This is a genomic window from Natronorubrum amylolyticum (genome assembly GCF_052040145.1).
In the GTDB taxonomy this organism is placed as follows: domain Archaea; phylum Halobacteriota; class Halobacteria; order Halobacteriales; family Natrialbaceae; genus Natronorubrum.
Map to the genome: position 1 here is coordinate 153,918 of NZ_JBPPFW010000003.1, position 21,843 is coordinate 175,760.

Here is a 21,843-nt window from a genome sequence, read left to right on the forward strand (position 1 = left end):
GAAGTCCATGCGAGACACGAAGGTCCAGGTTCAAGGACGGAAGTGACTACGCCCCCTGAGAAGATTCCGCATACACCTCTCGAGCCCAAAGGAACTCAGGAGTAAGACGCTTTTTAAAATACGCGATGGTTTTGAGCTTAAGAATGCTCAGGCTCACCAGTTCCAGATCTGGCTCAGATTTGATGAAACATTTGGGTTTTCACCCGTTGGCAATGCGAACTTCTTCACGGATGTCGTAGAGAGTTTTAGCTAGCTCAGTAGCCTCAACACTCATCGCCTCTAATTCATCATCATCGATGTTCACTCGAACGGAGTGGGCTTGAGAATTCCCGTGCTCCTTAAACTGCTCAACACGAGCAACCAGCCCGTTATCGAGTTGACGAGAGTAGTGTTTTAAGTCCGAAGATTTCTCCTCGAGTTTCCCACAGAGGGTTCCTAAGCCGTGGAATCGTCCCGTCTCGGTATTGTAGTACAGATTAATGCCTTGGCCGCCATATTCTGCTCTGAGGATGTCAATGACGAGGTTTTCGAAGAGTTTCCGGGTCAAAACTAGAGTACCGTCATTGATCCCGTATCGATAGCTTTTGTTTATGCCATCCACTAACTTTGAGTAGTAATCAACGTCAATATCTTCAATGGGGATAAACAAATCTTCTCGCTCTTTTTCCTCTTCCTGATCGAGAGGAGCGGCCAGCTCAGAAAATTTTCTGAGCCCTTTTAGAGATAATTTGTATTCTCTGTATTGAGCAGAACCCTCGTATTTCAAAAGATCATCGTCAGATAACCGACTAAGATTCGTTGGTACGTTTCTTTCAGGTATAGAAACCCGTGACTCTTTAAATAAATCTTTGACTTCACGAGATCTCACCTGGTCTTTTTCCTCTTCATGCTCAAAATAATAGAGTGCCAACCCTACCTGATCCTGTTGACTCGAATGTTTTGATTCGGCGATAAATCGATCAAACTTCATCTATGCTATATTCAATTCTTCGATCAGGTTTTTTATCTCCTCACGAGCTTGTCGTTTTCCAGGCCGGCGAAGGGCGATTGTAGCACTAGCGCCTTTACCTTTTGTATCAAAGTACCGTTTCCCGTTACCCCCATACATATTATACATATTTGAGGAACTAACCCCAGAGTCCTCTAAGGCCTCTTTCAGATCAGAAGATGATACTCGCTCCTCTCCATTACATTCTTTCCATACATGGAGGAGTATAAGAGAGGCTGTCGCTTGACGATCTTTTTTCAAATCTCCAAGTATATTTGTCTCGTTCAATAGAAGGATTGGAGACTTCTCACCTTCAGGATCAGCATCCAGTATTTCCTCTAAGAGACCTTCATCCATCCTCAAGTCTTTCGCGATAGGTGCAAGAGGACCATCTGGATCGTTGGTAGTAGCAGTTTCTGATTCGCTAGATTCATCAGAGAAATCTAATGTGACTTGCTGTGCCTCTCCTTCCCCGTTTTCCGTATACTCTTGTTCTGGAGAAGTCGGAAGATCAAACGCTTCGAACTGCTCTCCGTTCTCATTGAAGAACTCTGCCAAGCCAAGGATCTCTTCGCGGTAGTCCTCTTCGGTATCTGCCTCAATCTCGATATTGAGTGGGCCATGTCTGAGTGATACGGTAATGTCCATCGGCCAGAAATTACTATCCGGAGGACATAATATTTCCGGCCAGTTTGACATCCAACTATTAGAAACGAAACGCGCCATTCTGAGCTGATTCAGTTCTCTGAAGGGGAATCATCCCATCTCAAATCCAACCGTTTCAGCGACAAAGTGAGCCCGGTTACAATCGAACTGACGGGAAAGACAATTCAGTAGATGGAAATCGGTAGCCGCTCTCCTATTCTGTGTCAGGTAGATCCATCAGTTCAGCTGACTCCTCAACGGCTACTTCTCGCGGAGCATCCCAGCCAAGATTCCTGTAGAAATCTCCTCGCTTCAGCAGCTCGAGGAGGTTTGCATCTGTATCAAAATCTGGGTTGTCTCTTTTGTGCTTGAGTTCCTGCTCGACAACATCCTTGATCGCCTCGAATTCTGCGACCGAGAGATTAGACACCTCAGTCATGCTCATTCTCTCTCAGGTTCTCGAGCTTTTGACGGACGGCTTCAGTGGCTCCCTCAAGACGCTATGAGTGGTGGAATCTGGCTGCAGGGCATCAACGCAGCCGCGGTGTTCATCCGTCGAATTACAACCGCTCCATCGAGTCCGTAGCCCGTCGCTCGCGCCACCACTCGAATCCGAATCCGATAGCGACGGCGATAGCGCCCGATCCGCCGAGGAACGGCACCCAGTAGACCCACAGGTCGAACCGCGGCGCGATGGCGTTCCCGATCGCCGTGCCGACGCCGTAGAGCAGGTAGCCGGGCAGCGCGAGCGGCGAGAAGAGCCGCGTCTCGAGCCAGCCCAGTCCGAATGGGACGACGAGCAACGTAAACGTCGCGAGCGTCGCTGGACTTGTGACGATGCGGCGCGGCGAGACCGGCAGGCGACGACGGATACCACGGCGGACAGTCGCCCACTCATCGCTGGCGGTCATTCGTCACCTCCGGCCGCGAGCAGGTCGTGAAGCTCGAGGACGTGTGCGGTCGCCAGTCGCGTCATCTCGACTTTCGTCTCGCGGTCGAGCATGAACTCTGTCGTCTCGAAGAGGTAAGCGCTGGCCTCGAGCTCTCGAGCCGCCTTCTGGAAGAGCAACGGTCCCGAACTCCCGCTTTCGGCGGCCGTAAACCGGTGGAACGGCAGGTACCACGGCACGGCCTCGTCGTCGAGCCGGCCGGCGAGCGCGTCGCCGTGGGCATCCGGCGAGTGAAAGATCGCCTGGCCGACGTACTCCCGGTGGAGCCCGTAGATCCCGAGCGATCGGTGGAGGTCGAGGACGACGTCGGGCTCGTGGCGCTCGACGGCGTCCCAGATCCCGCGTGCGAGGGCGGTCGTCGGCTCGCCGTCGGCCGGGAACTGTCGGTTCAGATCGCCGTCGACACCCTCGCGTTCGTCGTTTTCGACGGCCACGCGGTCGGTCTCGGGGACCACGACGAGCGTTCCCGCGTCGGGGTGCCAGTCGGTGATCTCTCGGGCGACCTCGATCCCGCTACGCTCGTCGCCGTGGACACCGCCGAAGATCATTGCCGTCGGTCCCTCCGCCGCCGCGTCGATCACGTACAGCGACGTCTCGTGGACGGTGTCAGAGAGAATCGTCTCGGTACTGGTACTGGCTTCGCCCGCGTTGCCGGGTCGACGGGCCGCCTCGAGCAGCGACTCGTTGCCCGACGGCCGGCTCACGGCACCCGACGCGACGATAGCGGCGAGCGTCGTTCCAGCGCCAGCCACGAACGTCCGGCGTCTCATCGAACGCAGGTAGATTGTGCGGCCTCAAGCACTTTCTCATCGACATGGACTGGAACCTCGGGGAACATTCGCCCGCGAGTAGTTCGGCGTCGATCACGAAGGGTAGCTATCGAGTGGCTGCGGCGACGACCATACGGGGCGAATTTACGGAAGTTACTGGTTGAAATTCACACTCTTCGCGTGAGATACGTTTTCCAGTCATATCCGTAGAGAGCGCAGTCTCCTCGGACGTTGGTTCTGATCAAAAATGTCGAGTCAAGTATATCTGTGCGTGTAGTCCCGTACTCAGGTTTCAGGATCCAGACGAGTCACCACCGCTTGAGATCGTCGTCTGGTCCACGTTAGCAACGTTCTGTTGACCAACGTTCTGGCTCTGGGAAACAGAGCTACTGGACATCTCCCGAGAACTCGATGTTGCTTCGCCCTGCTGGACGTTGCTATTCTGTTGGTTCACCTCAGTACTACTTACTGCGCTACTATCACCGCCATCGGCTTTCTCATTGTCGTCGTCTTCGCCGTTGTCGTCTCCGTTCTCGCCGTCTCCGTTGTCGTCGCCGTCTCCGTTGTCGTCTCCGTTCTCGTCGTCTCCGTTGTCGTCGCCGTCGCCGTTGTCGTCTCCGTTGTCGTCGCCGTCGCCGTTGTCGTCTCCGTTGTCGTCGCCGTCGCCGTTGTCGTCTCCGTTGTCGTCGCCGTCTCCGTTGTCGCCGTCTCCGTTCTCGTCATCGCCGTTGTCGCCGTCTCCGTTGTCGCCGTCTCCGTTCTCGTCATCGCCGTTTTCGCCTCCGTTGTCGCCGTCGCCGTTGTCGTCGCCGTTTTCGCCTCCGTTGTCGCCGTCGCCGTTGTCGTCGCCGTTTTCGCCTCCGTTGTCCTCCTCTACACAGAACGTGATATTGCTGATCGCTACTCGATTCCCATTATTGGGATTTCGGAGGTCGGATGTATACTCGCCATCTGTCCCACTGTCGCTGTGGTTGTCGCCCCCGCCAAACGAACAAACGTTCGTAACGACGTGTCCATCTGGCGCGGAATACGTAACGGAAACAGGCTCGTTCTCCTCCCCCTCTTTGTTGGTGTAGTCCTCGATCGTAACGAGATCTTCACCCTCAGCGTGTACGAACTCACCGGATTTGAACTCGTATTTCCCCGTAATACCTTCAGGGCAATCACACCCCTCCTGCGGATTTCCTCGAGTTGTGCCTGCGGCCACACTGGTCGCCAGAACACTCACGATACCCATCGCTCCGGCGCCTTTCAGCACTACTCTACGATTGATTTCTGAACTGTCGGTCTCTATCGAATCTTGGCTTTTCATTGATTGTCAACCCCCCGTGTTTGTGAGGTGTAACGATCTGTTTCCTGTGCAGATATATAATATATTTTTCACAATGTCGTGAATTCGATGGTATCTTATATTGGATATTTCCATTGGTGTGCAGATATCATTGTATCGTGATATCGCCTAATCTATGGATACTGCCCGTCTATCACAATATTAGGGACCAGCTTGTGGATTTTTCTCGCTCTGAATTATAATAATGCTGTTCAGTTATAGACTGATCTGAGCCACCTTTTCCAGCCAAAATTCTTATCTGAGAAGGATAATGTATGGCTGTAGACTTATAATTCCTCCCCACAGTCGGTTTTATCAATGTGCTGTCGATCCGAGGCCCCCTCAGACACACGGCGCAGGTCTCTGGATATCTACTCTTTTTCGAGTGATATACGAGATCACTTCAGGCATCCGTGCTACGGCTGATAGGCGATACGCGCATCAGCTACATTCGGCGGAAAGCCGTTCCTGTCCGTCCTCGCCAAGCACGTGTCAAATAGCGTATCAACCACGAGGGTGGTCGCGTCGCTGTTGGGCAATCGTCCGAGATTCGGAAAGACGAGAGCGGCAACTCTCGAGTTCGGGGACGGAACGGACACGAGAAAACCCTACGGCTGAGCGTTCAACCGCGTTACAACCCTGCTCGGCTACGAGACCGTTACGAACCGGAACGACCCAGCGCGGGGGAAAATTGGACATATCGGAGGAACGCAAGTCTTCGATTCGTTCGATCGGATATTTCCGTCTCGAGGCGCCCTGTGTTTTCGGTTGGAACGAGACGCCTCGCGTTTCGTCATGCCCCATCAGAGCGGGGAGGGTCTCAACGGAGGTTATCCAGCGCGACGACGGTATCAGACATGAGCCACGCCTCCTCGCTGGTGGCGTCCTCGATGCTGAGCGCGTAGAACGACTCGCGCCCGTCGTCGACGGTGATGCGGTAGCTGTGACTCTCTAACGAATCGGTTCGGGCGGACGTGTTCGGTTCGGCGGGGACCACACACCTCCTCAGGAAGCCGTGTGTATAACGGACTCGGTCCGCGCGTAACGGGGCCGAACGCCACGATTAGCGCCAAAATCGCCGTACTCGAGCGGGCTATGCTGGCACCGAAACGGGCCGATCTATCAGTTCTTTCAGGTCTATCAGTGCTCGAGTTCCTCGAGCAGCGTCTCGCCCGCCGCGTGCGAGGAGCCGGGACCGCGGGCGGTGACGAGGTCGCCGTCGACGGTGACGCTTACGTCTTCCTCGAGTTCGGCGTCCCAGTTGCCGCCGGCGGCTTTCACTTCGTCTTCGACCCAGTAGGGCAGTTTCCGGCCGTTGGGCATGCAATCGTTCTCGTCGACGATGCCCTCCTCCCACTCGTTGGGGAAGCCGGTCACGTCGCGGCCGTTGACGAGGAACGCGCCGTGGCTGTCGCGGGCGAAGGCGAGGATTCCGACGGCGTGACAGACCACGAGCGCCTTCCCGCCGGACTCGTCCTCGACGATGTCGCGCAGGAGTCGGCGAGCGTCGCTGTCCTGATTGACGTCCCACTCCGTCCCGTGGCCGCCGGGGAAGACGACGGCGTCGTAGGCCTCCGCGTCGGCCCGTGCGGTCGGGATCGGATCGTTGAGTCGCTCGTCGGACTCGTGGACCTCGCGAACGTGCTCGGCGGTCTCCTCGCCGACCTCTTCGGGGTCGATCGACCGCTCGTCGATCTCCGGGGGGTTCCCCGAGGGCGTCGCAACCGTGATCTCGAGACCCGCGTCCGAGAGCGTCTCGAGTGGTTCGACGCACTCCTCTCCCCAGTAACCTTCTTCGCTGACGACGAACAGTGCAGTGCTCATACGCGACCGTACGTGAAGGAGCCTAAAAACGGCCAGCCCACCCCTCGGTTCTGCCGCAATCTATCGGCCCGATACATTCGAAACGACGACCGTCCGTCGCGCTGAGACTGGTCTTTTTCGCCATCGACGACGAAAGGGACACAAGCCCATGTCAGATCGACCCAGTCCATTCGACGGTCTCGGAAACCTGTTCGAACGACTGCGAAGACACCTCGGGACGACCGCGAAGTCGTGGGAGTCGGAGTTCGACGCCGGAAGCCAGCTCGATCTCTCCACGGGCGGGTCGGCGACGCGACTCGACCTTACCGATCACGGCGACACGTTCGTGGTCACCGTCGACGTCCCGGGCTTCGACAGTGACGACCTCGAGAGCAGGCTCCGGGGTAACACCTTGGAGATCAACGGCGAGCGCGAGGGGGCGTTCGAGGCTGATACCGTGACTGGGGCGGACGACGGCTCCGAATCAGCGGGAACCTACATTCGTCACGAGCGCAAAATGCAGTCGTTCAGCCGGCAGGTAACTCTTCCCGATCCGGTCGACGCGGATGCGGTAACGGCGTCGCTCAACAACGGTATCCTGACGATCTGGCTGCCCAAATACGAGTCTTCGGACGAAACGTATGCGATCGACCTCGAGTGAGCGATGTCGCGAAGAGCACTCGTCGTCCAGTCGCAACGGCCTCGCCACCAGGTGAGCGAACGGATCGACTGGCGACGGATCACCGGTCGTCGTCGAGATTCAGCGCGTCGAAGAAACGGCGCGTGAGACGGCCGCCGGCGAATTCGAGCAACGCCTCTGCGTCGGCCGCCTCGTCGGCGAAGAGACCGAGTTCGATCCGGCCACCGGCCATATCGTGGTGGCCACCGACGGCCCCCAGTTCGGCAAATCCGGTCTGGAGCGTCTCGCCGATGTGGATTCGCGGGTCGATCGAGCGGGCGCTCATCCGAATCGCGCCGTTGACGATGCCGTAGACGAGAACGGTGTCGACGCCCTCGAGATTGAGGAGATAGTCCGCGGCCTGGGGTAGCGCGTCGGTCTCGGGGGTTTTGCCGACGCTGGCGACCAGCGAGGAGCCGCGGCGTTCCCGGGTCGCGATCGCCCGGCCGATCGCGTCGATCGTCCCCGGCGAGAACGCGCTGCCGTACAGCTGCTCGAGCGTCTCGAGGTCGGCGTCGGGGTAGACCGCGAGCGCGGCCTCGTACTCCCGTCTGGTCGGTTCGCGGACGAAGTCCAGGCGCTCTCGGTGGAGGGCGAAGAGCAGCGCGGAGGCCAGCCGCGTCGTCAGTTCAATCTCGAGGTCACGGAGGTACTCGACGAAGATGGTTGCCGTCGCACCGACCCTGGTTCGGATGTCCTCGAACGTCGCGTCGACCGGCTCGCCGGGGTGGTGGTCGACAACGATATCCGGCGTGATGTTCGCCGAGAGCTCGGTGTTCGAGCCGGGCTGGGAGTGGTCGACGAAGCCGACGCTGTCGTAGGCGTCGATCGTCGTTTTTTCGACCGCCTCGAGTGAGATATCGAGCATGTTGACGAACGCCCGATTCTGCTGGTGTGAGATCTCGCCGCCGTAGGCGATCGTCACCTCTTCGACGTCGTGGTCGCTCGCGATGGCCTCGAGAGCCAGCGCGCTGGCGAGACAGTCCGGATCCGGATTGTCGTGGCAGACGATCACCAGCGACTCGGTCGTCTCGAGGACAGAGACGAGTTCCGCCGCACGGGTCATGAACCGCAGTAGGAGTGCGAGACGCTTGAACCCCGTGTCGAACCGCACGGAGAGAGACAGGACTCGCGGGGTGTGACTGCCACTCGAGCGACTTCACTCGTCACTGTCGCTACCACCGTATGCGAGATCGGTCACACCAGGTTACAGTTTTCGCCACGAGTGTACAGCTATTTCACTTTGCAAATCCCACCCACGGGTATGCGAGACGCGTATCTCGTCGGCGCGGGGCAGTCGGACTACGGGGCTTTCCCGGAGGAGAGCTACCGGTCGTTGTTCCGAACGGCGTTCGAGGCGGCCACTGACAGTGTACCGAACGGGATCGAGGCGAGCGATGTCGACGAAGCGTTCGTCGGCAATCTCGGCGTCGGCGGGCGACAGCTCGGTCTCTCGGGACCGGCCGTCACCGAACACGTCGGACTCGGCGGCGTCCCCTGTACCCGAGTCGAAAACGCCTGTGCGGCAAGCGGCTACGCGACCAGACAGGCCGTCCAGGCCGTCAAGTCCGGGATGGCCGACGTCGTTCTCGCGGGCGGCTTCGAGATCATGTCCGACATGAGCTCGGACGCGACGAAGTACTGGCTCGGCGTCTCCGGCGAGACGGAGTGGGAGCGACTCTCCGGAACCACCTTCTCGGGCGTCTACGCCCAGATGGCCAGCGTCCACATGGAGAAGTACGGCACCACCCGCGAACAGCTCTCGCGGGTCGCCGTCAAGAATCACTCGAACGGCGCGAAGAATCCGCACGCCCAGTTAGGGTTCGAGTGCTCGCTCGAGGACGCCCAGTCCGCCCCGGTCGTCGCGGACCCGCTGAACCTCTATCACTGCTGTCCGACCTCCGACGGCGCGGCCTGCGCCCTGATCGTCAGCGAGGACGTCGTGGACGAGTACACTGACGACCCGATCAGAGTTGCAGGCGTCGGCGCGGGCAGCGACAACGTCGGTCTCTTCCAGCGTGACAGCTATACCGGCGTACCGGCGAGCCAGCGCGCCGCCGAGACGGCTTACGAGATGGCCGGCATCGAGCCCGACGATCTGGACTTCGCGGAAGTCCACGACTGCTTCGCCATCGCCGAACTGCTGGCCTACGAGGACCTCGGATTCTGTGAGAAAGGCGAGGCCGGCCAGCTGATCGAATCCGGCGAGACCGAGATCGGGGGCGACCTCCCCGTCAACACCTCCGGTGGTCTCAAGTCCAAAGGCCACCCCATCGGTGCAACGGGCGCCGGACAGGTCGTCGAGGCGTTCAAACAGCTCTCCGGGAAAGCAGGCGAGCGACAGGTCGACAGTCCCGCACGCGGACTCACGCACAACGTGGGCGGCAGCGGCGGTGCGTCCGTCGTCCACATCTTTGAAAAGGAATCGGAAACGGAGGTGAGCGCCTGATGACCGCGATCACCGGCGTCGGCGCGTACGCGCCGCGGTTCCGAATCAGCGCGGAGGCGTTCCAGGAAGCCTGGGGACAGTTCCAGGCTGCCGGCATCTCGGAGAAGGCCGTCGCCGCGGCCGACGAGGATGCCCTGACGATGGCCTTCGAGGCCGCGGGTCGGGCGCTCGAGGCTGCCGACGTCGACGCCGCGAGCGTCGACTGGCTCGCGTTCGCCTCATCGCGACCGCCGCTGGCCGAGGAGGATCTGACGGCCCGGCTCGGCGCGATGCTCGAGATCGACGAAACGGCGACGCGACACGTCTTCGCGGGCAGCACGCGCGCCGGCACCCGCGCGCTCTGGGCCGGGGTGGACGCCCTCGAATCGAATTCCACGACCGGTCTCGTCGTCGCGGCCGACGCGCCGCAGGGCGATCCGGACGACGGCATCGACCACGCTGCCGGCGCCGGGGCGGCCGCGTTCGTTCTCGAGCTCGAGGGTCCCGCAGAGATCGTCGATCGCGCGGAGTACGCGACTCCCTATCCCGGCACCCGGTTCCGAACGACCGGGGAGGACGAGACTCAGGGGCTCGGTGTCACCCAGTACGACCGGGCGGCGTTCACCGAGACGATCGGCGGGGCCGTCTCCGGGCTCGAGACCGAACCCGACGTCGAGGCGGCCGCAATTCAGGCTCCCGACGGCAAGCTCCCCTACCGCGCCGCAGGCGCGGCGGGCGTCGGTACCGACGAGATTCAGGCCGCGGCGACGGTCCACGAGCTGGGCGATCTCGGCGCGGCGAGCGTCCCTGTCTCGCTGGCCAGCGCGCTCGCGGACGGCTTCGGCTCCGTCCTCGCGGTCTCCCACGGCAGCGGCGCGGGGGCTGACGCGCTCGTCGTCGAATCGGACGGCGAGGTGCCCGCCGAAATGAACCTCGAGAGCGACGACACGCTCTCCTACGCCGAATACCTGCGCCAGCGTGGCGTTGTCACGAGCGGCCCGCCGTCCGGCGGCGGCGCGTACGTCAGCGTCCCCTCCTGGCGGCGCTCGATTCCGCAACGCTACAACCTCGAGGCCGGGCGCTGTCCCGAGTGCGGCGCGCTCTCGTTCCCGCCAGAGGGTGCGTGTTCCAGTTGTGGCGCACTCTCCGAGTACGAACCCGTCCAGCTATCCGGCGAAGGGACCATCGAGGCCGTCACGACGATCTCGCAGGGCGGCGCGCCGCCGGAGTTCGCCGAACAGCAGGCCCGCTCCGGTGACTACGCGGCCGCGATCGTGGCGCTCGAGACCGAGGACGGTTCCGAATCTGCGAGTATCGCGGCGATGGGTACCGACGCAGCCCCCGATGCGTTCGCGGTCAGCGATCGAATCGAGACGACGATCCGACGGATCTACACGCAGGAGGGCGTGACGCGCTACGGATTCAAGGTACGGCCGGCGGAGTAGTCGACTCGAGGCGGCCGAAAAGCGTCGCCGACAACGGTACGCTCTCCTTCGTTGTGCCAGTTATCTCGCTCGCACGTTCGTAGAGTTGAGACGCCGTAACGGTCTCGATTCTCGTCCCGCCGCTGTCGAAGCCGGTGATCTCGCCGTCGCTCGAGCAAAACGGCGTTTCGGTCGTCGGGAAGAACGGAACGCGAACGGAGATAGGAACCGGGGAGACGGCAGTAGAGAGAGAAAACCGATCAGTCAGCGTTCATCGGCGGCCGTGCGGACTGGGGTTCGTCGGGAACGTCGGAAGGGGTGTTGACGAACATCGCGTGACCGATGATCGCCATCGCAACGACCGAGCCGATCGGGACCGCGGCTGTCAACGAGATACCCACGAAGGTCAGGGCTGCAGTGATCCCGAGCAGTGCGACTGGGATGAGGCCGAGAACAATGTCGTAATATCCAGTCATAACTATTCGATAGTATGAGAAATAGCCATATAAGCGTTTCCCATAATCGCTTCATAGTGGACCCGTTTCTAATTTGTATCGGTGGTGGTGGATTCCCATAACTTATAGAGACGTTATTGCTCGCTCTTGGCGATGAAAAATAACGCTGTCGAGCGACACTTTCAGTAATATTTTGTATGAGAACGTCCCCCTTCTGAGTTGTTAACCGCAAGAGGGCGGTGCGGTACTCTTCGTCCAGAGAAGCACTGATTCGGCCAGATCTATAATCATTGTATACACTTTTTTATTCGGTCGTAGCTGCCGTGTATACGGATCGTGATAGGTCGATACGCGAGGCGATCTCGTGATGGAAAGACCATGCTAGCAACAATCAGAGGGGGATCGTGAGATGCGACGATTCGAGACGACGCGGATCGTCACAACCGGTCGGTGATCAGCGCGACCGCGATACGCCAGCCAACGAGTAAGAGGAGTCCGAATCCCGTCATCACCAGAGGAAACGGCCACACGGCGGTGTCGCCGAACACGGTCTGGCGGAGCAGCAAGCCGACGTTGGCCGCTGCGATCCAGGTTACGGTTGTCAGTCGAACGGACTGCGTCACCGATGCTGCGACCGACCGCGTGTAGAGCCCGGCGAGGGCGGCGACGGCCAGCCAGCCGATCACGAACGGTGCGATCGCCTCGAGCGAGGCGACGGGCTGGTCGATCGGGTTCACGTTGTGACTCAGCTGGCCGACGAGCACCAGGCCGGCGAGCAGGCCGATATCGCCGACGGCGACCAGGAGCGTCTTTCGGTCGACCGACTCCGAGCGGGACGCCGTTCGAACTGCGGTGTCCATACGTACGACTCGAGGCCGAATCCCTATTGATTTCCCGGTTCAGTCGACAGTCATCGACCCGGCGATTCGGACGGGTGAAGCGGCGTTCGATGGCGGTGTCCTCGAGCGACCACCCGGTGCCAGCGCCGACCAGCCGGCTCCGGGACACCCGCTCCCGGGTCTGTCAGAAGAAGAACTAATAAGGGATGGTGACAAACACGGAGCCAATGGCTGTGGCCGGTGACCGTCACGGTGGCTGTGATGGATGTGGCCGAACGGTTCCGCTCGAGGAGCTGACGGCAGTCACGATGCCGGACGGCGAACGGGTCGCCTGCTGCCCTCGCTGTGAGCCCCACGCCCGCGAGGCCGCCCGGAAGTGTTCCTCGCTCGACCAGCGTCGCGACAGCTGTGACGGCTGTACCGACACCTATCTCGAGTCACAACTCGAGGACGTAGTGCTCGACGACGGCACCGTCGTCGCCTGCTGTCCCTCCTGTGTGGCCGAAGTGCCGGGACGGGGCTCCGGCACCGACCGCCGTGTCTCCAATTCGAACGATACCCCGAACGAGGTGAGTGCCGAACGGACGACCGGAACCGACGATGAGACTGGCGAGAGATCCCTCTGCACCCAGTGTAACGAGTGGACCGCGGCGGAGCGGTTTCCGGTAACGACCATCGACGGCCGAAGCGAACGGCTCTGTCCCGCCTGCAAGGAAGCCGCGGAACGAGACGGTATCGTCACGGACGTCGGCATGCGGCGCGCGGAGGCGAGGGAGGTCCTGTGCGTCGAGCGCGGGGCGACCGCAGACGAGATCCGATCGGCGTTCCATCGAGAGGTCAAGCGCGCCCACCCCGACCGAAAGAGTGGGAGCGCGTCGGCGTTCCAGCTCGTGACGGACGCCTACGAACGGCTCACCGAAGACGACTAGAGTCCGCCCTCGCGGCGAACGTACCCGATCGTGGCCGCGTCGAAGTAGTACGTCGAGTCACAGACGCCACACGACGTCGACAGCAGTTTGCCGTGCTCGTATCGTTTCCAGAGCTTCGTCTGATCGCGCTCGATCTCGAGCGTGACCGGATGGCCACAGTCGGGAATGGTACAGGGGAATCGGATGTACCAGTTCGGAACCGACAGCGCACCGAGCGGGGCGAGCTCGCTCCGCAGCCGGCTGAGGAGATTGAAGATCGTGTACGAGGGGTTCCGCCGGTCGATCGTCACCCCGTCGACGTCGCCGACGAACCCACCCTGTCGGTGCTCGTCGTCGGAGAGCGGAATCACGGGGATCCCCTTCGCCAGCGCGTAGCCGATCTCCTGATTGATCCACCGGCTGTCGGCCGATCTCTCCGTCAACACGGCGACCACGACGTCGCTGTTCGCGAGTCGCCCCTCGAGTCGCTTGCGAGATCGACCGGATCCAACCTCTTCTAAGGCGATGTGGACGCCGAAGGGGAAGTTCTTGACCGTCGAGAACAGCTCCTGGACGAGTTCGAGGTCCGCCGGCGCGTGTGAGACGTAGATCTGCTCTCCGGTCATCTGCGGGTCTACAACGAGTAGGCGTGTGAGACACTATTAATCTACCCATAGATGCAATTGAAACGAGAGATGCGGCGCCCACGGCCGTCGTACGGTTAGATATGGGCTCAGACGATCGAGCGAGAGTCGACGGCCAATGGTTTCGAAACTGTTCGACGGTCAGTGACTTCGAGACTCCGTGGCGACATCCGTGCGTCTCGTTTCGAGTACCCGCTCCGAGAACTCGAGATCGTCGTACTCGAGACCCAGCGCGTCGAACCACTCGCGTTCGACGTGCCAGTGGCCGCGGACGTCTCCCTCGGTCGTTAGCGACGTCACCTCGAGTCGACCCGGCGTCCACTCGCGTTCGTTCGCGATATCGAGCAGCGTCCGCACGACGGCACCGACCTCGTCCGTACCGATCCCCGGCGAATCGGAGACGGTCTCGTACTCGAGGGTAAAGCCCGTTCCGTCGGGCAGGTCGTCTCCATCTTCCTCCCGGTCGCCCGCATCCGAGAGCCGCTCTACGTCGAGAACGTAGATTCCGTGGCTCATGAGTCGGTTTTCGAGCGCGACGCCGACGGGTCGGTGATCGGTCATACCCATGGATAGCACGGACAGCGAGAAAAGTCGTCGGGCAAACATCGATCCCTGCCGTCACCAGCGTCGTTCGAGATCGATTCAGAGCGGTTCGACGAGGTCCTCGAGCGCCGCCGTCGGATCGTCAGCCTTCGCGACGCCGCTGGCGAGGAGGACGCCCTCGGCTCCGAGATCACCGGCCGCGACGACGTCGTCGCCCGTGCTGATGCCGGCACCGCAGAGGACGGAGACGTCCGAATCGACGTTTCGAGCCGCGTCGACGGCGTCCTCGACGACGTCGGGATCGGCCTGACTGACCGGCGTGCCGGTGCCGATCAGCTCCGGCGGTTCGACGGCGACCGCGTCGGGGCCGAGCGCCGCGGCGGCGCCGATCTGGGCGGGGTTGTTGGCACAGACGACTGTCTCGAGGTCCGCCCGCTGAGCGGCCTGGACGGCACCATCGATATCGGCGAGTTTCAGTCGCTGCTCGGAATGGTTGATCAGCGTGCCGACCGCGCCGGCGTCGGCGACGGATTCGGCCAGCGTGTGGCCGGTGTTGCTGCCGTAGTCGATCGGATCCACGTGCTGGGCCCACGTCTCCGCGCCCGTCTCGGCGACTGGCGCGATGTTAGCTGCTTGCGGGGCGACGGCGACGCGAGCGTCGGTGGACTCGTTGACGTCGCGGACGGCTTCCGCGACTTCGATCGGATCACACGGGTACGTCTTCAGGTTGACGAGGACGAACATACCAGCACAGCCTTTCGCCCGAAAGAAATAGCTTGCGAGTCGGCGACCGGGGAACGGCGACTAGACGGTCCCGGATCGCTACCTCGATTCGGTCGGTACTATCGATGCAACGGACCCTCGTCTCGAGAACCGGCGGCGGCGCGACGGACGCTGACAGCACGGCGTCGAACCGCGACTCGTGCGGCACCGAACTGTGATCAGTCCTTGCGCTTGACGACATCGCCGAGCGTGTAGCTCCCCGAGGAGGAACCGCCCGACCACTCCGTATCGTCGCTGGAGCCACCCTGCGCGTTCAGGTTGATCTCGAGGAAGTCCTCGAGTTTCGACTGGACCTGATCGCTCGGCAGCGTATCACCGCGTTCGATCTTTCGAATCAGGCTCGCCTTCTCGTTGAGTTCGTTGGCGAGATCCGACTGACTGAGTCCTTTCCCCTCGCGTGCGTTCCGGACGAGATCGTCGTAATCCGTGGCGAGCTCGTCCATGTCGTCGAACATATCGTTGCGACGCTGGGAACTCGAACTCCCGCCGCTCGCGGTCGACCCGGAGCCCGATCCGCTCGAGCCGCCGCTCGAACTCGAGGACGAACTCGAACTCGTCGAGTACTTGCTCGAGGAACTCGTGCTCGAGGGCTGCTTGACTTCGGTGCCGAAGTCGGTACAGTTCGAACACACGTCGAGTTTCGCGCCCTCGACCTTGATTGTCTTCGGAGACGACGTCTCGGCGCCACACATCTCGCACTGAACCATGAGGAAACGTATATCGCGGCGAGTCATAAACCATGCGGCGCGGTCCCGAACCGGGGGATGGAGGCTCACTCCAGGGCCGACCAGGAGTAGTAGAACCGCTGGAGTGCGGTCAGATGGCCGACGACGGCGAGGAAGACGAGGAGCCAGCCGACCAGCGTGAGCCCGCCGTACTCGCCCGACAGCGGAAAGGCCAGAAAGCCGACGATACCGATGATCGCCAGTCGATCGGCGCGACCGACCAGTCCGCCGTAGACGCGGTCCAGCCCGACGGCCTGTGCCTGCGTGCCGAGATAGGAGGTCATCACGACACCCGTCACGGCCAGAAAGCCGAGGAAGTAGTCACCGACGCCGGCAGCCAGCCCGGCGATGACGACGATGTCGGCGTAGCGGTCGAGAACGTGATCGAGGAGGTCTCCGCCCGCCGAGGCAACGTTCTGCTCGCGGGCGAGCGCGCCGTCGATGATGTCGAGCCAGCCGTTGAGAAAGACCAGCGTCGCGGCCGCGACGTACCAGACCGGATCCGCGCGGCCGCCAAGCAGGAAGGCGACCGCCGCGAGAATCGCCATTCCGAAGGCGATGATACTCACGCCGTCGGGAGTCATCCCGACGCGGTCGAATCCCTTGACGAACGGGTCGAGGAACCGTGAGATGTACGGGCGGAACTTGTCGAGCGTCATGCGAGATACCCCACGAAGTTGACCTCGCCAGCGCTCGGTTCGCGAGTCCCGGTGACAACCGCTTCGAGCGCGTCCGCGACGTCCTCGGGATCCCGATCGGTCGTATCGATCTCGTAAACCGACTCGAGTCCGTGTTCGTCGACGGCCTCCGAGAGGATGACGTCCAGCGCCTCGCTTTCGGCATTTTCGGTGGCCTTCGCCTCGGTCTCGTCGCGTTCGCGCAAGCGGGTCTCGAGCCGGTCGGGCCGACACCGAAGGACGACCACTCGATCCGCTTCGAAGTGGTGGGCGAGGTGGGAGTCGATCACGACGTCGTCCCGTCCCTCGAGCCACTCGCCCAAGGCGTCGAGGTCGGCGATCTTGCTCTCGCGGTCGGCGTCGACGTCGGTGTAGAGTCCCTCGTCTTCGAGCACGCGATTGAGGTGGATCGTCTCGAGTTCGGGAAGCGAGTCGTCGTCCGCGCTCGACAGACGGGACGCTAGCAGGTCCGTCGCGGTCGTCTTCCCGGTTCCCGGGGTTCCGGTGACGGCGACTCTCACGTGTCGGTCACCTCCGCGTCGATGTCGGTGTCGGTCGCTTCGTCGCCGTCCGCGTCGCCCTCGTCGGCATCGAGACCGAGATCCGCGAGCACCTCGTTGAGTGTCTCGACGGCGCGTTCGGTCTCGTCGTCGGTCCCGCAAGTGATACGAATACAGCCTGACAGGCCGAAACTCGTACAGTCTCGGACGATGACGCCGCGTTCCTGCATCGCTTCGGCGACGCTCGAGGCATCCCCAACGTCGACGAGGACGAAGTTGCCCTCGCTCTCCCAGACGTGAGCGTCGATGTGTTCGCGCATGTACGCTCGCGAGTTCTCGGTCGTTTCGACGGTCCGGTTGACGTGCTCGTCGTCGTCGATTGCGGCTAACCCGGCCCGACAGGCCAACTCGCTGGCGGCGAACGGCGTGTTCACCCGGGTGTAGGCGTCGGCCCACTCGTCGGGGACGATAGCGTAGCCCAGTCGCACGCCGGCCAGTCCGTAGGCCTTCGAGAACGTCCGGACGACGGCGACGTCGTCCCGGGCGTCGAAACCGTCTTCGCCCTCGAGGAGGGCGACGGCGCTGTCGCGGTCGGCGAACTCGCCGTAGGCCTCATCGACGACGACGAGCGTCTCCTCGTTCGTTTCATCGGCAATTCGCTCGACGTCCGCGAGGGGGATCGTCGATCCCGACGGGTTGTGCGGGCTCGTGAGGAAGACGATCCGCTCATCGTCGTAGGCGTCGAGGACGGTCTCGGCCGTCTGCTCGAAGTCGTCCTCGCGCTCGAGGGCGTACTCTCGGACGTCGCCGTGGTGGAATCGGGCACTCATCCCGTAGTAGGCGAAGCCGGGGTTGGGGACGAGAATTGTATCGTCGGGCTCGATCGTCGCCCGGTGGAGGTAATCGAGCGCGCCGTCGCCGCCGTTGGCCAGCCAGATTTGCTCGTCGGTGACCGACCAGCGGTCGGCGATGGCAGCGGTGAGGTCGGCGTGAGCGGCTTTCGGGTAGGAGCTCACGCTCGAGGCGGCCTCGCGGAGCGCCACGGCGGCCGCGGGAGAGGGGCCGTGGGGGTTCTCGTTCGAGGCGAGTTTGACGAACTCCGAGGGGTCGCGCCCGAGCTCTCGGGCGACTTCCTCGATGCCTCGACCCGCCTCGTAAGCGACGTGATCGGACAGGTCGCGCGGTTGCATACGGACATGCTGTCGGCCGCGGGTCTTAAGAGTGCTCAACTATCTCCGCTCGCGGAGACCGTCCGCCCGACTGTTAGTCGGACCGAAGCCAGCAGCGTATTCTTCGACGGCGATCCTTACGGGATCGCTGACTGTTGGCGGTTGCTTTCCGAGAGGAACGAGATGCCGGACGCGTCGTCACAAATGCCGGCAATCTCGTCGACCGACTGGGTCGAGAACGCTGTATAATATGATGTACATTCGATGTATTTTGCGGGGTAATCGATGGTTCGCGGACGGACGAGAGAACGGTAATAGCGACCCTCGCTGATGGGTACCTTGGCTCACTCGGGGAAAATTTTTATCTTCGCCCACCGTACAGCAAGCCATGTCTGATGCGTCGCTAGACGACCGTGGTCGTCTCACGCTCCCGAAGGAAGTCCGAGAACGATACGGCGAGCGATATCGTATCGTTCAACTTCACGACGGAATCAAACTCGTTCCAATCGCTGACGACCCGCTCGACGCGCTCAGAGACGAGTTCGCGGACGTCGACAAGTCGGCCGACGAACTTCGTGAAGACGCACGAAAAGCGGCCCTCGACGAGGCCGGCCGATAAATGTACGCGGAAACCGACTTTTTGCTCGCGCTCATCAAGGACGACGATTGGCTCGGCGATGCCGCCGAAACCGTATACCGAGACCGACGAGACGAGTTGTGGACGTCACAGCTCACACTTATCGAACTTTTGTTGGTTGCCTACCGCGAGGACCGAGACACCGAACGCGTCGTCACGAACGCCGCCACCCTCGTCGAGGTACGCGGTGACGTCGATACCGTCGTCGCCGCGGCAACGTACGTCGAAGATCACGGCTTCACGCCGTTCGACGCGCTCCACCTCGTCGAATCCCACGGCGACACGATCGTCTCGAGTGACGACACGTACGAGGGCGTTACGTCCCGTCTCGACCTAAAGACGGTCGACGAACAGTGACGCTCCGCAACCACTAAACGCGGCTCACCCCAACCACATCACAATGAGCGACTGGACCGAAAAGTACCGCCCGACCACGCTGTCGGAGGTACGCGGAAACAACAAGGCCCGCGACAGCCTCGAGGAGTGGGCGGAGACGTGGGACGACCACCGGAAGTCGGTGATCGTCCACGGCAGTCCGGGCATCGGGAAAACCTCCGCGGCCCACGCGCTGGCCAACGATATGGGCTGGCCCGTGATGGAACTCAACGCCAGCGACAGCCGCGGGGCCGACGTCATCGAACGGGTTGCGGGCGAGGCATCCAAGAGCGGGACGCTCACGGCGGGCGGCGCTGGTCGACGACTCGTGATCATGGACGAGGCGGACAACTTCCACGGCAACGCCGACTACGGCGGCTCTCGAGAGGTCACTCGCGTCGTCAAGGAGGCCAATCAGCCGGTCGTCCTCGTGGCCAACGAGTTCTACGACATGAGCCAGTCGCTGCGCAATAGCTGCGAGACGATCGAGTTTCGGGACGTCTCGAAGCGCTCCATCGTGCCCGTCCTGCGAGACATCTGTCGGCGCGAGGGCGTCGAGTTCGAGGAGGAAGCGCTCGAAAAGATCGCCGAGTCGACGAGCGGCGACCTGCGATCGGCGGTCAACGACCTCCAGGCGGTCGCCGAAGAAGCCGACCAGCTGACCGTCGACGACGTCGTCACGAGCCAGCGCGACCGAACCGAGGGCATCTTCGATTTCCTCGATACGGTCATCAAGGAGGCGACGGCCGAGGAGGCGCTGCGGGCATCCTACGACGTCGACGAGAACCCCGACGAGATGTTGAACTGGATCGAGGACAACATGCCGAAGGATTACGAGGGGGCGGAGCTGGCCGACGCCTACGGCTACCTCGCGAACGCGGATCGGTGGCTCGGCCGCGTTCGCGCCACCCAGAACTACTCCTACTGGCGCTACGCGACGGACAACATGACCGCCGGCGTCGCCGCCTCCCGCCGCGAACCGAAAGGCGGCTGGACCCGCTACGGCCCGCCGAGTTACTGGTCGAAACTCGGCCGAACGAAGGGAACGCGGAACACCCGCGACGCCATCGCGGAACGTATCGCCGAACAGGAGGGAACGAGCGTCGCCACCGCACGCCGGGAGATCCTCCCGTTCCTCTCGGCGATGACTCACCACTGCACGAACCGCGACCTCACGGTTCGGATGGCTGCAACCTACGACCTCGACGAATCGGAGGTGTCGTTCATCACCGGTAGCGGGAAGGACACCAACAAGGTCCAGTCGGTCGTCGAGGACGCCGAGGAACTGCTCACCGAGGAGACGGTCGAACACTCCGGCAGCGCGTTCTTCGACACCGGTGACTCGAGCGACGACGAGACGACCGATACCGACTCGGACGACGCCGCGACGGTCGACGATAGTAACACCGCGTCCGGTGAATCCGATGCGGACAATCAGGAGACGTTGACCGCCGCCGCGGGGCCGGCAGACGACGATGACGAGCCCGAACCCGACTCGGCGGTCGAGGATCCCGAACCGGACGACGACCAGTCCGGACTGAGCGACTTCATGTAACTGCGCGGTCGGTGGACTGTCCGCCGCTGTTGAAATATCTGCGTGTAGAACGATCGACACTATTACTTTGGAGACCGTCGACAGTAGACACCGGTGATCGGGCGAATGACTGAGAAACTATGCTGCCCTCTCTGTACAGAATCGTACGACGACCGGACGGACCTCCGCGTCCACCTCGAGGTCGAGCACCGGAAGTCGGAACTCGTCACGATGGTCGTCGAGCTGTCCGATACCGCCCCAAACAGCGCTCTCGAGGATGAGCTGACTGCCGTCGACGAAAAGCGGCGAGCGCCGTCGGCCGATTAATCGCTATCCGATTCCGTCAGCCGTCTGCAGCCAGAAACTGCTCTAGAAACCTCGACGAGAGTGCGGTTTCGACACCGGTAGCCAGTGCTCGCGGCGTCTCACCCTCGAGCGGCGGCACCGTTTCGACCGCGTAGCCGGTCATACGCTCGAGTTCGGCGGGGTTGGTTCGCTCGGCGACTGTCTCACCGGCGTACTCGTTGCAAACGATACCGGCGACGTCGATGCCGCGGCGCTCGAGCGCTTCGATCGAGAGCGCGGTGTGATTGAGCGTCCCGAGTCCCGAGCGTGTGACGACGACGGCGGTCGCCTCCAGGTCGGCGACGAGATCGATCACCTCACGATCTTCGGCGAGCGGCACTCGAAGGCCGCCGATCCCCTCGACGATCGGATGTGACGTGTTCGCGATAGCATCCTCGCATGCCGACAAAATCGAGTCGTACGTCAGTTCCTCGTCAGCTTCCGCTGCGGCCACGCGCGGCGCGAGTGCGGGTTCCAGATAGCGCGGACAGGTCGCGGCCTCGTCCGCCTCGCACGCCTCGGCGACGAAACCGGCGTCGTCGTCCGGCGGATAGCCGGTCTGGGCGGGTTTGATCGCCCGCGCATCCGCGCCGTTCTCGCGGAGCCAGCGCGTGATCCCCGCGGTTACGACGGTTTTTCCGATACCGGTACCGGTGCCGACGATCGCGATCGTGGTGCTGGTCTCGCTCATC

27 protein-coding genes are annotated in these 21,843 nt (G+C 61.9%); 9 read left to right on the forward strand and 18 right to left on the reverse strand.

The features are described 5' to 3' along the window. Positions 1-199: 199 nt before the first annotated feature. The 5 genes from ACSFDB_RS12115 to ACSFDB_RS12135 form a co-directional block, all read right to left on the reverse strand. Complete coding sequence (locus tag ACSFDB_RS12115) at positions 200-970, reverse strand: hypothetical protein (RefSeq protein WP_440771248.1); 771 nt, start codon at positions 968-970, stop codon at positions 200-202. Continuing rightward, the gene (locus ACSFDB_RS12120) at positions 971-1,636 is read right to left on the reverse strand and encodes a hypothetical protein (RefSeq protein WP_440771249.1); all 666 of its coding nucleotides are present in this window, start codon (positions 1,634-1,636) and stop codon (positions 971-973) included. Between the two features lie 211 nt (positions 1,637-1,847). Then, positions 1,848-2,078, reverse strand: a complete 231-nt coding sequence (locus tag ACSFDB_RS12125) for a hypothetical protein (protein WP_440771250.1) — start codon at positions 2,076-2,078, stop codon at positions 1,848-1,850. Positions 2,079-2,193: 115 nt separating this feature from the next. Then, positions 2,194-2,544, reverse strand: coding sequence for a hypothetical protein (locus ACSFDB_RS12130; RefSeq protein WP_440771251.1), 351 nt, complete (start codon positions 2,542-2,544; stop codon positions 2,194-2,196). Beyond that, positions 2,541-3,353 carry a succinylglutamate desuccinylase/aspartoacylase family protein gene (locus ACSFDB_RS12135; protein ID WP_440771252.1) on the reverse strand — a complete coding sequence of 271 codons (813 nt, stop codon included), beginning with the start codon at positions 3,351-3,353 and terminating at the stop codon, positions 2,541-2,543. Before ACSFDB_RS12135 ends, ACSFDB_RS12130 begins: the two co-directional genes overlap by 4 nt. A gap of 445 nt (positions 3,354-3,798) precedes the next feature. Between ACSFDB_RS12135 and ACSFDB_RS12140 the strand changes: the two genes are divergently transcribed. Further along, on the forward strand, positions 3,799-4,632 hold the full coding sequence (locus ACSFDB_RS12140) for a hypothetical protein (protein WP_440771253.1): 834 nt from the start codon (positions 3,799-3,801) through the stop codon (positions 4,630-4,632). A gap of 871 nt (positions 4,633-5,503) precedes the next feature. Here ACSFDB_RS12140 and ACSFDB_RS12145 read toward each other — a convergent pair. Then, the gene (locus tag ACSFDB_RS12145; protein WP_440771254.1) at positions 5,504-5,680 is read right to left on the reverse strand and encodes a hypothetical protein; all 177 of its coding nucleotides are present in this window, start codon (positions 5,678-5,680) and stop codon (positions 5,504-5,506) included. 143 nt (positions 5,681-5,823) lie between these two features. Continuing rightward, complete coding sequence (locus ACSFDB_RS12150; protein ID WP_440771255.1) at positions 5,824-6,507, reverse strand: type 1 glutamine amidotransferase domain-containing protein; 684 nt, start codon at positions 6,505-6,507, stop codon at positions 5,824-5,826. Between the two features lie 148 nt (positions 6,508-6,655). Between ACSFDB_RS12150 and ACSFDB_RS12155 the strand changes: the two genes are divergently transcribed. Continuing rightward, a complete protein-coding gene (locus ACSFDB_RS12155; protein ID WP_440771256.1) occupies positions 6,656-7,147 on the forward strand; it encodes an Hsp20/alpha crystallin family protein in 492 nt (163 codons plus the stop codon). A 79-nt stretch (positions 7,148-7,226) separates the two neighbouring features. Here the strand turns inward: ACSFDB_RS12155 and ACSFDB_RS12160 are convergent, their stop codons facing one another. Then, a complete protein-coding gene (locus ACSFDB_RS12160; protein ID WP_440771257.1) occupies positions 7,227-8,231 on the reverse strand; it encodes a DHH family phosphoesterase in 1,005 nt (334 codons plus the stop codon). A gap of 198 nt (positions 8,232-8,429) precedes the next feature. Between ACSFDB_RS12160 and ACSFDB_RS12165 the strand changes: the two genes are divergently transcribed. Further along, positions 8,430-9,614 (forward strand): thiolase domain-containing protein, encoded by a 1,185-nt coding sequence (locus ACSFDB_RS12165; protein ID WP_440771258.1) that lies wholly within the window; start codon positions 8,430-8,432, stop codon positions 9,612-9,614. Then, positions 9,614-11,038: a zinc ribbon domain-containing protein gene (locus tag ACSFDB_RS12170; RefSeq protein ID WP_440771259.1), complete on the forward strand. Its 1,425-nt coding sequence runs from the start codon at positions 9,614-9,616 to the stop codon at positions 11,036-11,038. Before ACSFDB_RS12165 ends, ACSFDB_RS12170 begins: the two co-directional genes overlap by 1 nt. 239 nt (positions 11,039-11,277) lie before the next feature. Here the strand turns inward: ACSFDB_RS12170 and ACSFDB_RS12175 are convergent, their stop codons facing one another. Beyond that, positions 11,278-11,493 (reverse strand): DUF8015 family protein, encoded by a 216-nt coding sequence (locus tag ACSFDB_RS12175; protein WP_090310386.1) that lies wholly within the window; start codon positions 11,491-11,493, stop codon positions 11,278-11,280. A 416-nt stretch (positions 11,494-11,909) separates the two neighbouring features. Then, a complete protein-coding gene (locus ACSFDB_RS12180) occupies positions 11,910-12,332 on the reverse strand; it encodes a DUF3054 domain-containing protein (protein WP_440771260.1) in 423 nt (140 codons plus the stop codon). A 206-nt stretch (positions 12,333-12,538) separates the two neighbouring features. Here ACSFDB_RS12180 and ACSFDB_RS12185 point away from each other — a divergent pair, with 206 nt between their 5' ends. Continuing rightward, the gene (locus ACSFDB_RS12185) at positions 12,539-13,240 is read left to right on the forward strand and encodes a J domain-containing protein (protein WP_440771261.1); all 702 of its coding nucleotides are present in this window, start codon (positions 12,539-12,541) and stop codon (positions 13,238-13,240) included. Here the strand turns inward: ACSFDB_RS12185 and ACSFDB_RS12190 are convergent. The 7 genes from ACSFDB_RS12190 to hisC all read right to left on the reverse strand — a co-directional run bounded on the left by ACSFDB_RS12190 (position 13,237) and on the right by hisC (position 18,281). Continuing rightward, positions 13,237-13,845: a toll/interleukin-1 receptor domain-containing protein gene (locus ACSFDB_RS12190; RefSeq protein ID WP_440771262.1), complete on the reverse strand. Its 609-nt coding sequence runs from the start codon at positions 13,843-13,845 to the stop codon at positions 13,237-13,239. The two genes, ACSFDB_RS12185 and ACSFDB_RS12190, sit on opposite strands and share 4 nt — an antisense overlap. Positions 13,846-14,004: 159 nt before the next feature. Next, a complete protein-coding gene (locus tag ACSFDB_RS12195; protein ID WP_440771263.1) occupies positions 14,005-14,424 on the reverse strand; it encodes a DUF8159 domain-containing protein in 420 nt (139 codons plus the stop codon). Positions 14,425-14,505: 81 nt separating this feature from the next. Further along, positions 14,506-15,150 (reverse strand): triose-phosphate isomerase, encoded by a 645-nt coding sequence (gene tpiA / locus ACSFDB_RS12200; RefSeq protein ID WP_440771264.1) that lies wholly within the window; start codon positions 15,148-15,150, stop codon positions 14,506-14,508. A gap of 197 nt (positions 15,151-15,347) precedes the next feature. Beyond that, entirely contained in the window at positions 15,348-15,896 is a 549-nt protein-coding gene (locus ACSFDB_RS12205) for a multiprotein bridging factor aMBF1 (protein WP_090310377.1), read from the reverse strand. Positions 15,897-15,961: 65 nt separating this feature from the next. Next, positions 15,962-16,573, reverse strand: a complete 612-nt coding sequence (locus ACSFDB_RS12210) for a CDP-alcohol phosphatidyltransferase family protein (protein WP_440771265.1) — start codon at positions 16,571-16,573, stop codon at positions 15,962-15,964. Further along, complete coding sequence (locus ACSFDB_RS12215) at positions 16,570-17,112, reverse strand: adenylate kinase family protein (protein ID WP_440771266.1); 543 nt, start codon at positions 17,110-17,112, stop codon at positions 16,570-16,572. Before ACSFDB_RS12215 ends, ACSFDB_RS12210 begins: the two co-directional genes overlap by 4 nt. Then, the gene (hisC, locus tag ACSFDB_RS12220; RefSeq protein WP_440771267.1) at positions 17,109-18,281 is read right to left on the reverse strand and encodes a histidinol-phosphate transaminase; all 1,173 of its coding nucleotides are present in this window, start codon (positions 18,279-18,281) and stop codon (positions 17,109-17,111) included. Before hisC ends, ACSFDB_RS12215 begins: the two co-directional genes overlap by 4 nt. Before the next feature lie 367 nt (positions 18,282-18,648). Between hisC and ACSFDB_RS12225 the strand changes: the two genes are divergently transcribed. The 4 genes from ACSFDB_RS12225 (at position 18,649) to ACSFDB_RS12240 (ending at position 21,133) form a co-directional block, all read left to right on the forward strand. After that, positions 18,649-18,879, forward strand: coding sequence for an AbrB/MazE/SpoVT family DNA-binding domain-containing protein (locus ACSFDB_RS12225; RefSeq protein WP_440771268.1), 231 nt, complete (start codon positions 18,649-18,651; stop codon positions 18,877-18,879). Beyond that, positions 18,880-19,254, forward strand: a complete 375-nt coding sequence (locus ACSFDB_RS12230) for a PIN domain-containing protein (protein ID WP_440771269.1) — start codon at positions 18,880-18,882, stop codon at positions 19,252-19,254. Positions 19,255-19,297: 43 nt separating this feature from the next. Beyond that, positions 19,298-20,827: a replication factor C large subunit gene (locus tag ACSFDB_RS12235; RefSeq protein WP_440771270.1), complete on the forward strand. Its 1,530-nt coding sequence runs from the start codon at positions 19,298-19,300 to the stop codon at positions 20,825-20,827. Between the two features lie 105 nt (positions 20,828-20,932). Then, positions 20,933-21,133, forward strand: coding sequence for a hypothetical protein (locus tag ACSFDB_RS12240; RefSeq protein ID WP_440771271.1), 201 nt, complete (start codon positions 20,933-20,935; stop codon positions 21,131-21,133). Between the two features lie 16 nt (positions 21,134-21,149). Here the strand turns inward: ACSFDB_RS12240 and bioD are convergent, their stop codons facing one another. After that, positions 21,150-21,842 carry a dethiobiotin synthase gene (bioD, locus tag ACSFDB_RS12245; protein WP_440771272.1) on the reverse strand — a complete coding sequence of 231 codons (693 nt, stop codon included), beginning with the start codon at positions 21,840-21,842 and terminating at the stop codon, positions 21,150-21,152. Position 21,843 lies beyond the last annotated feature (1 nt).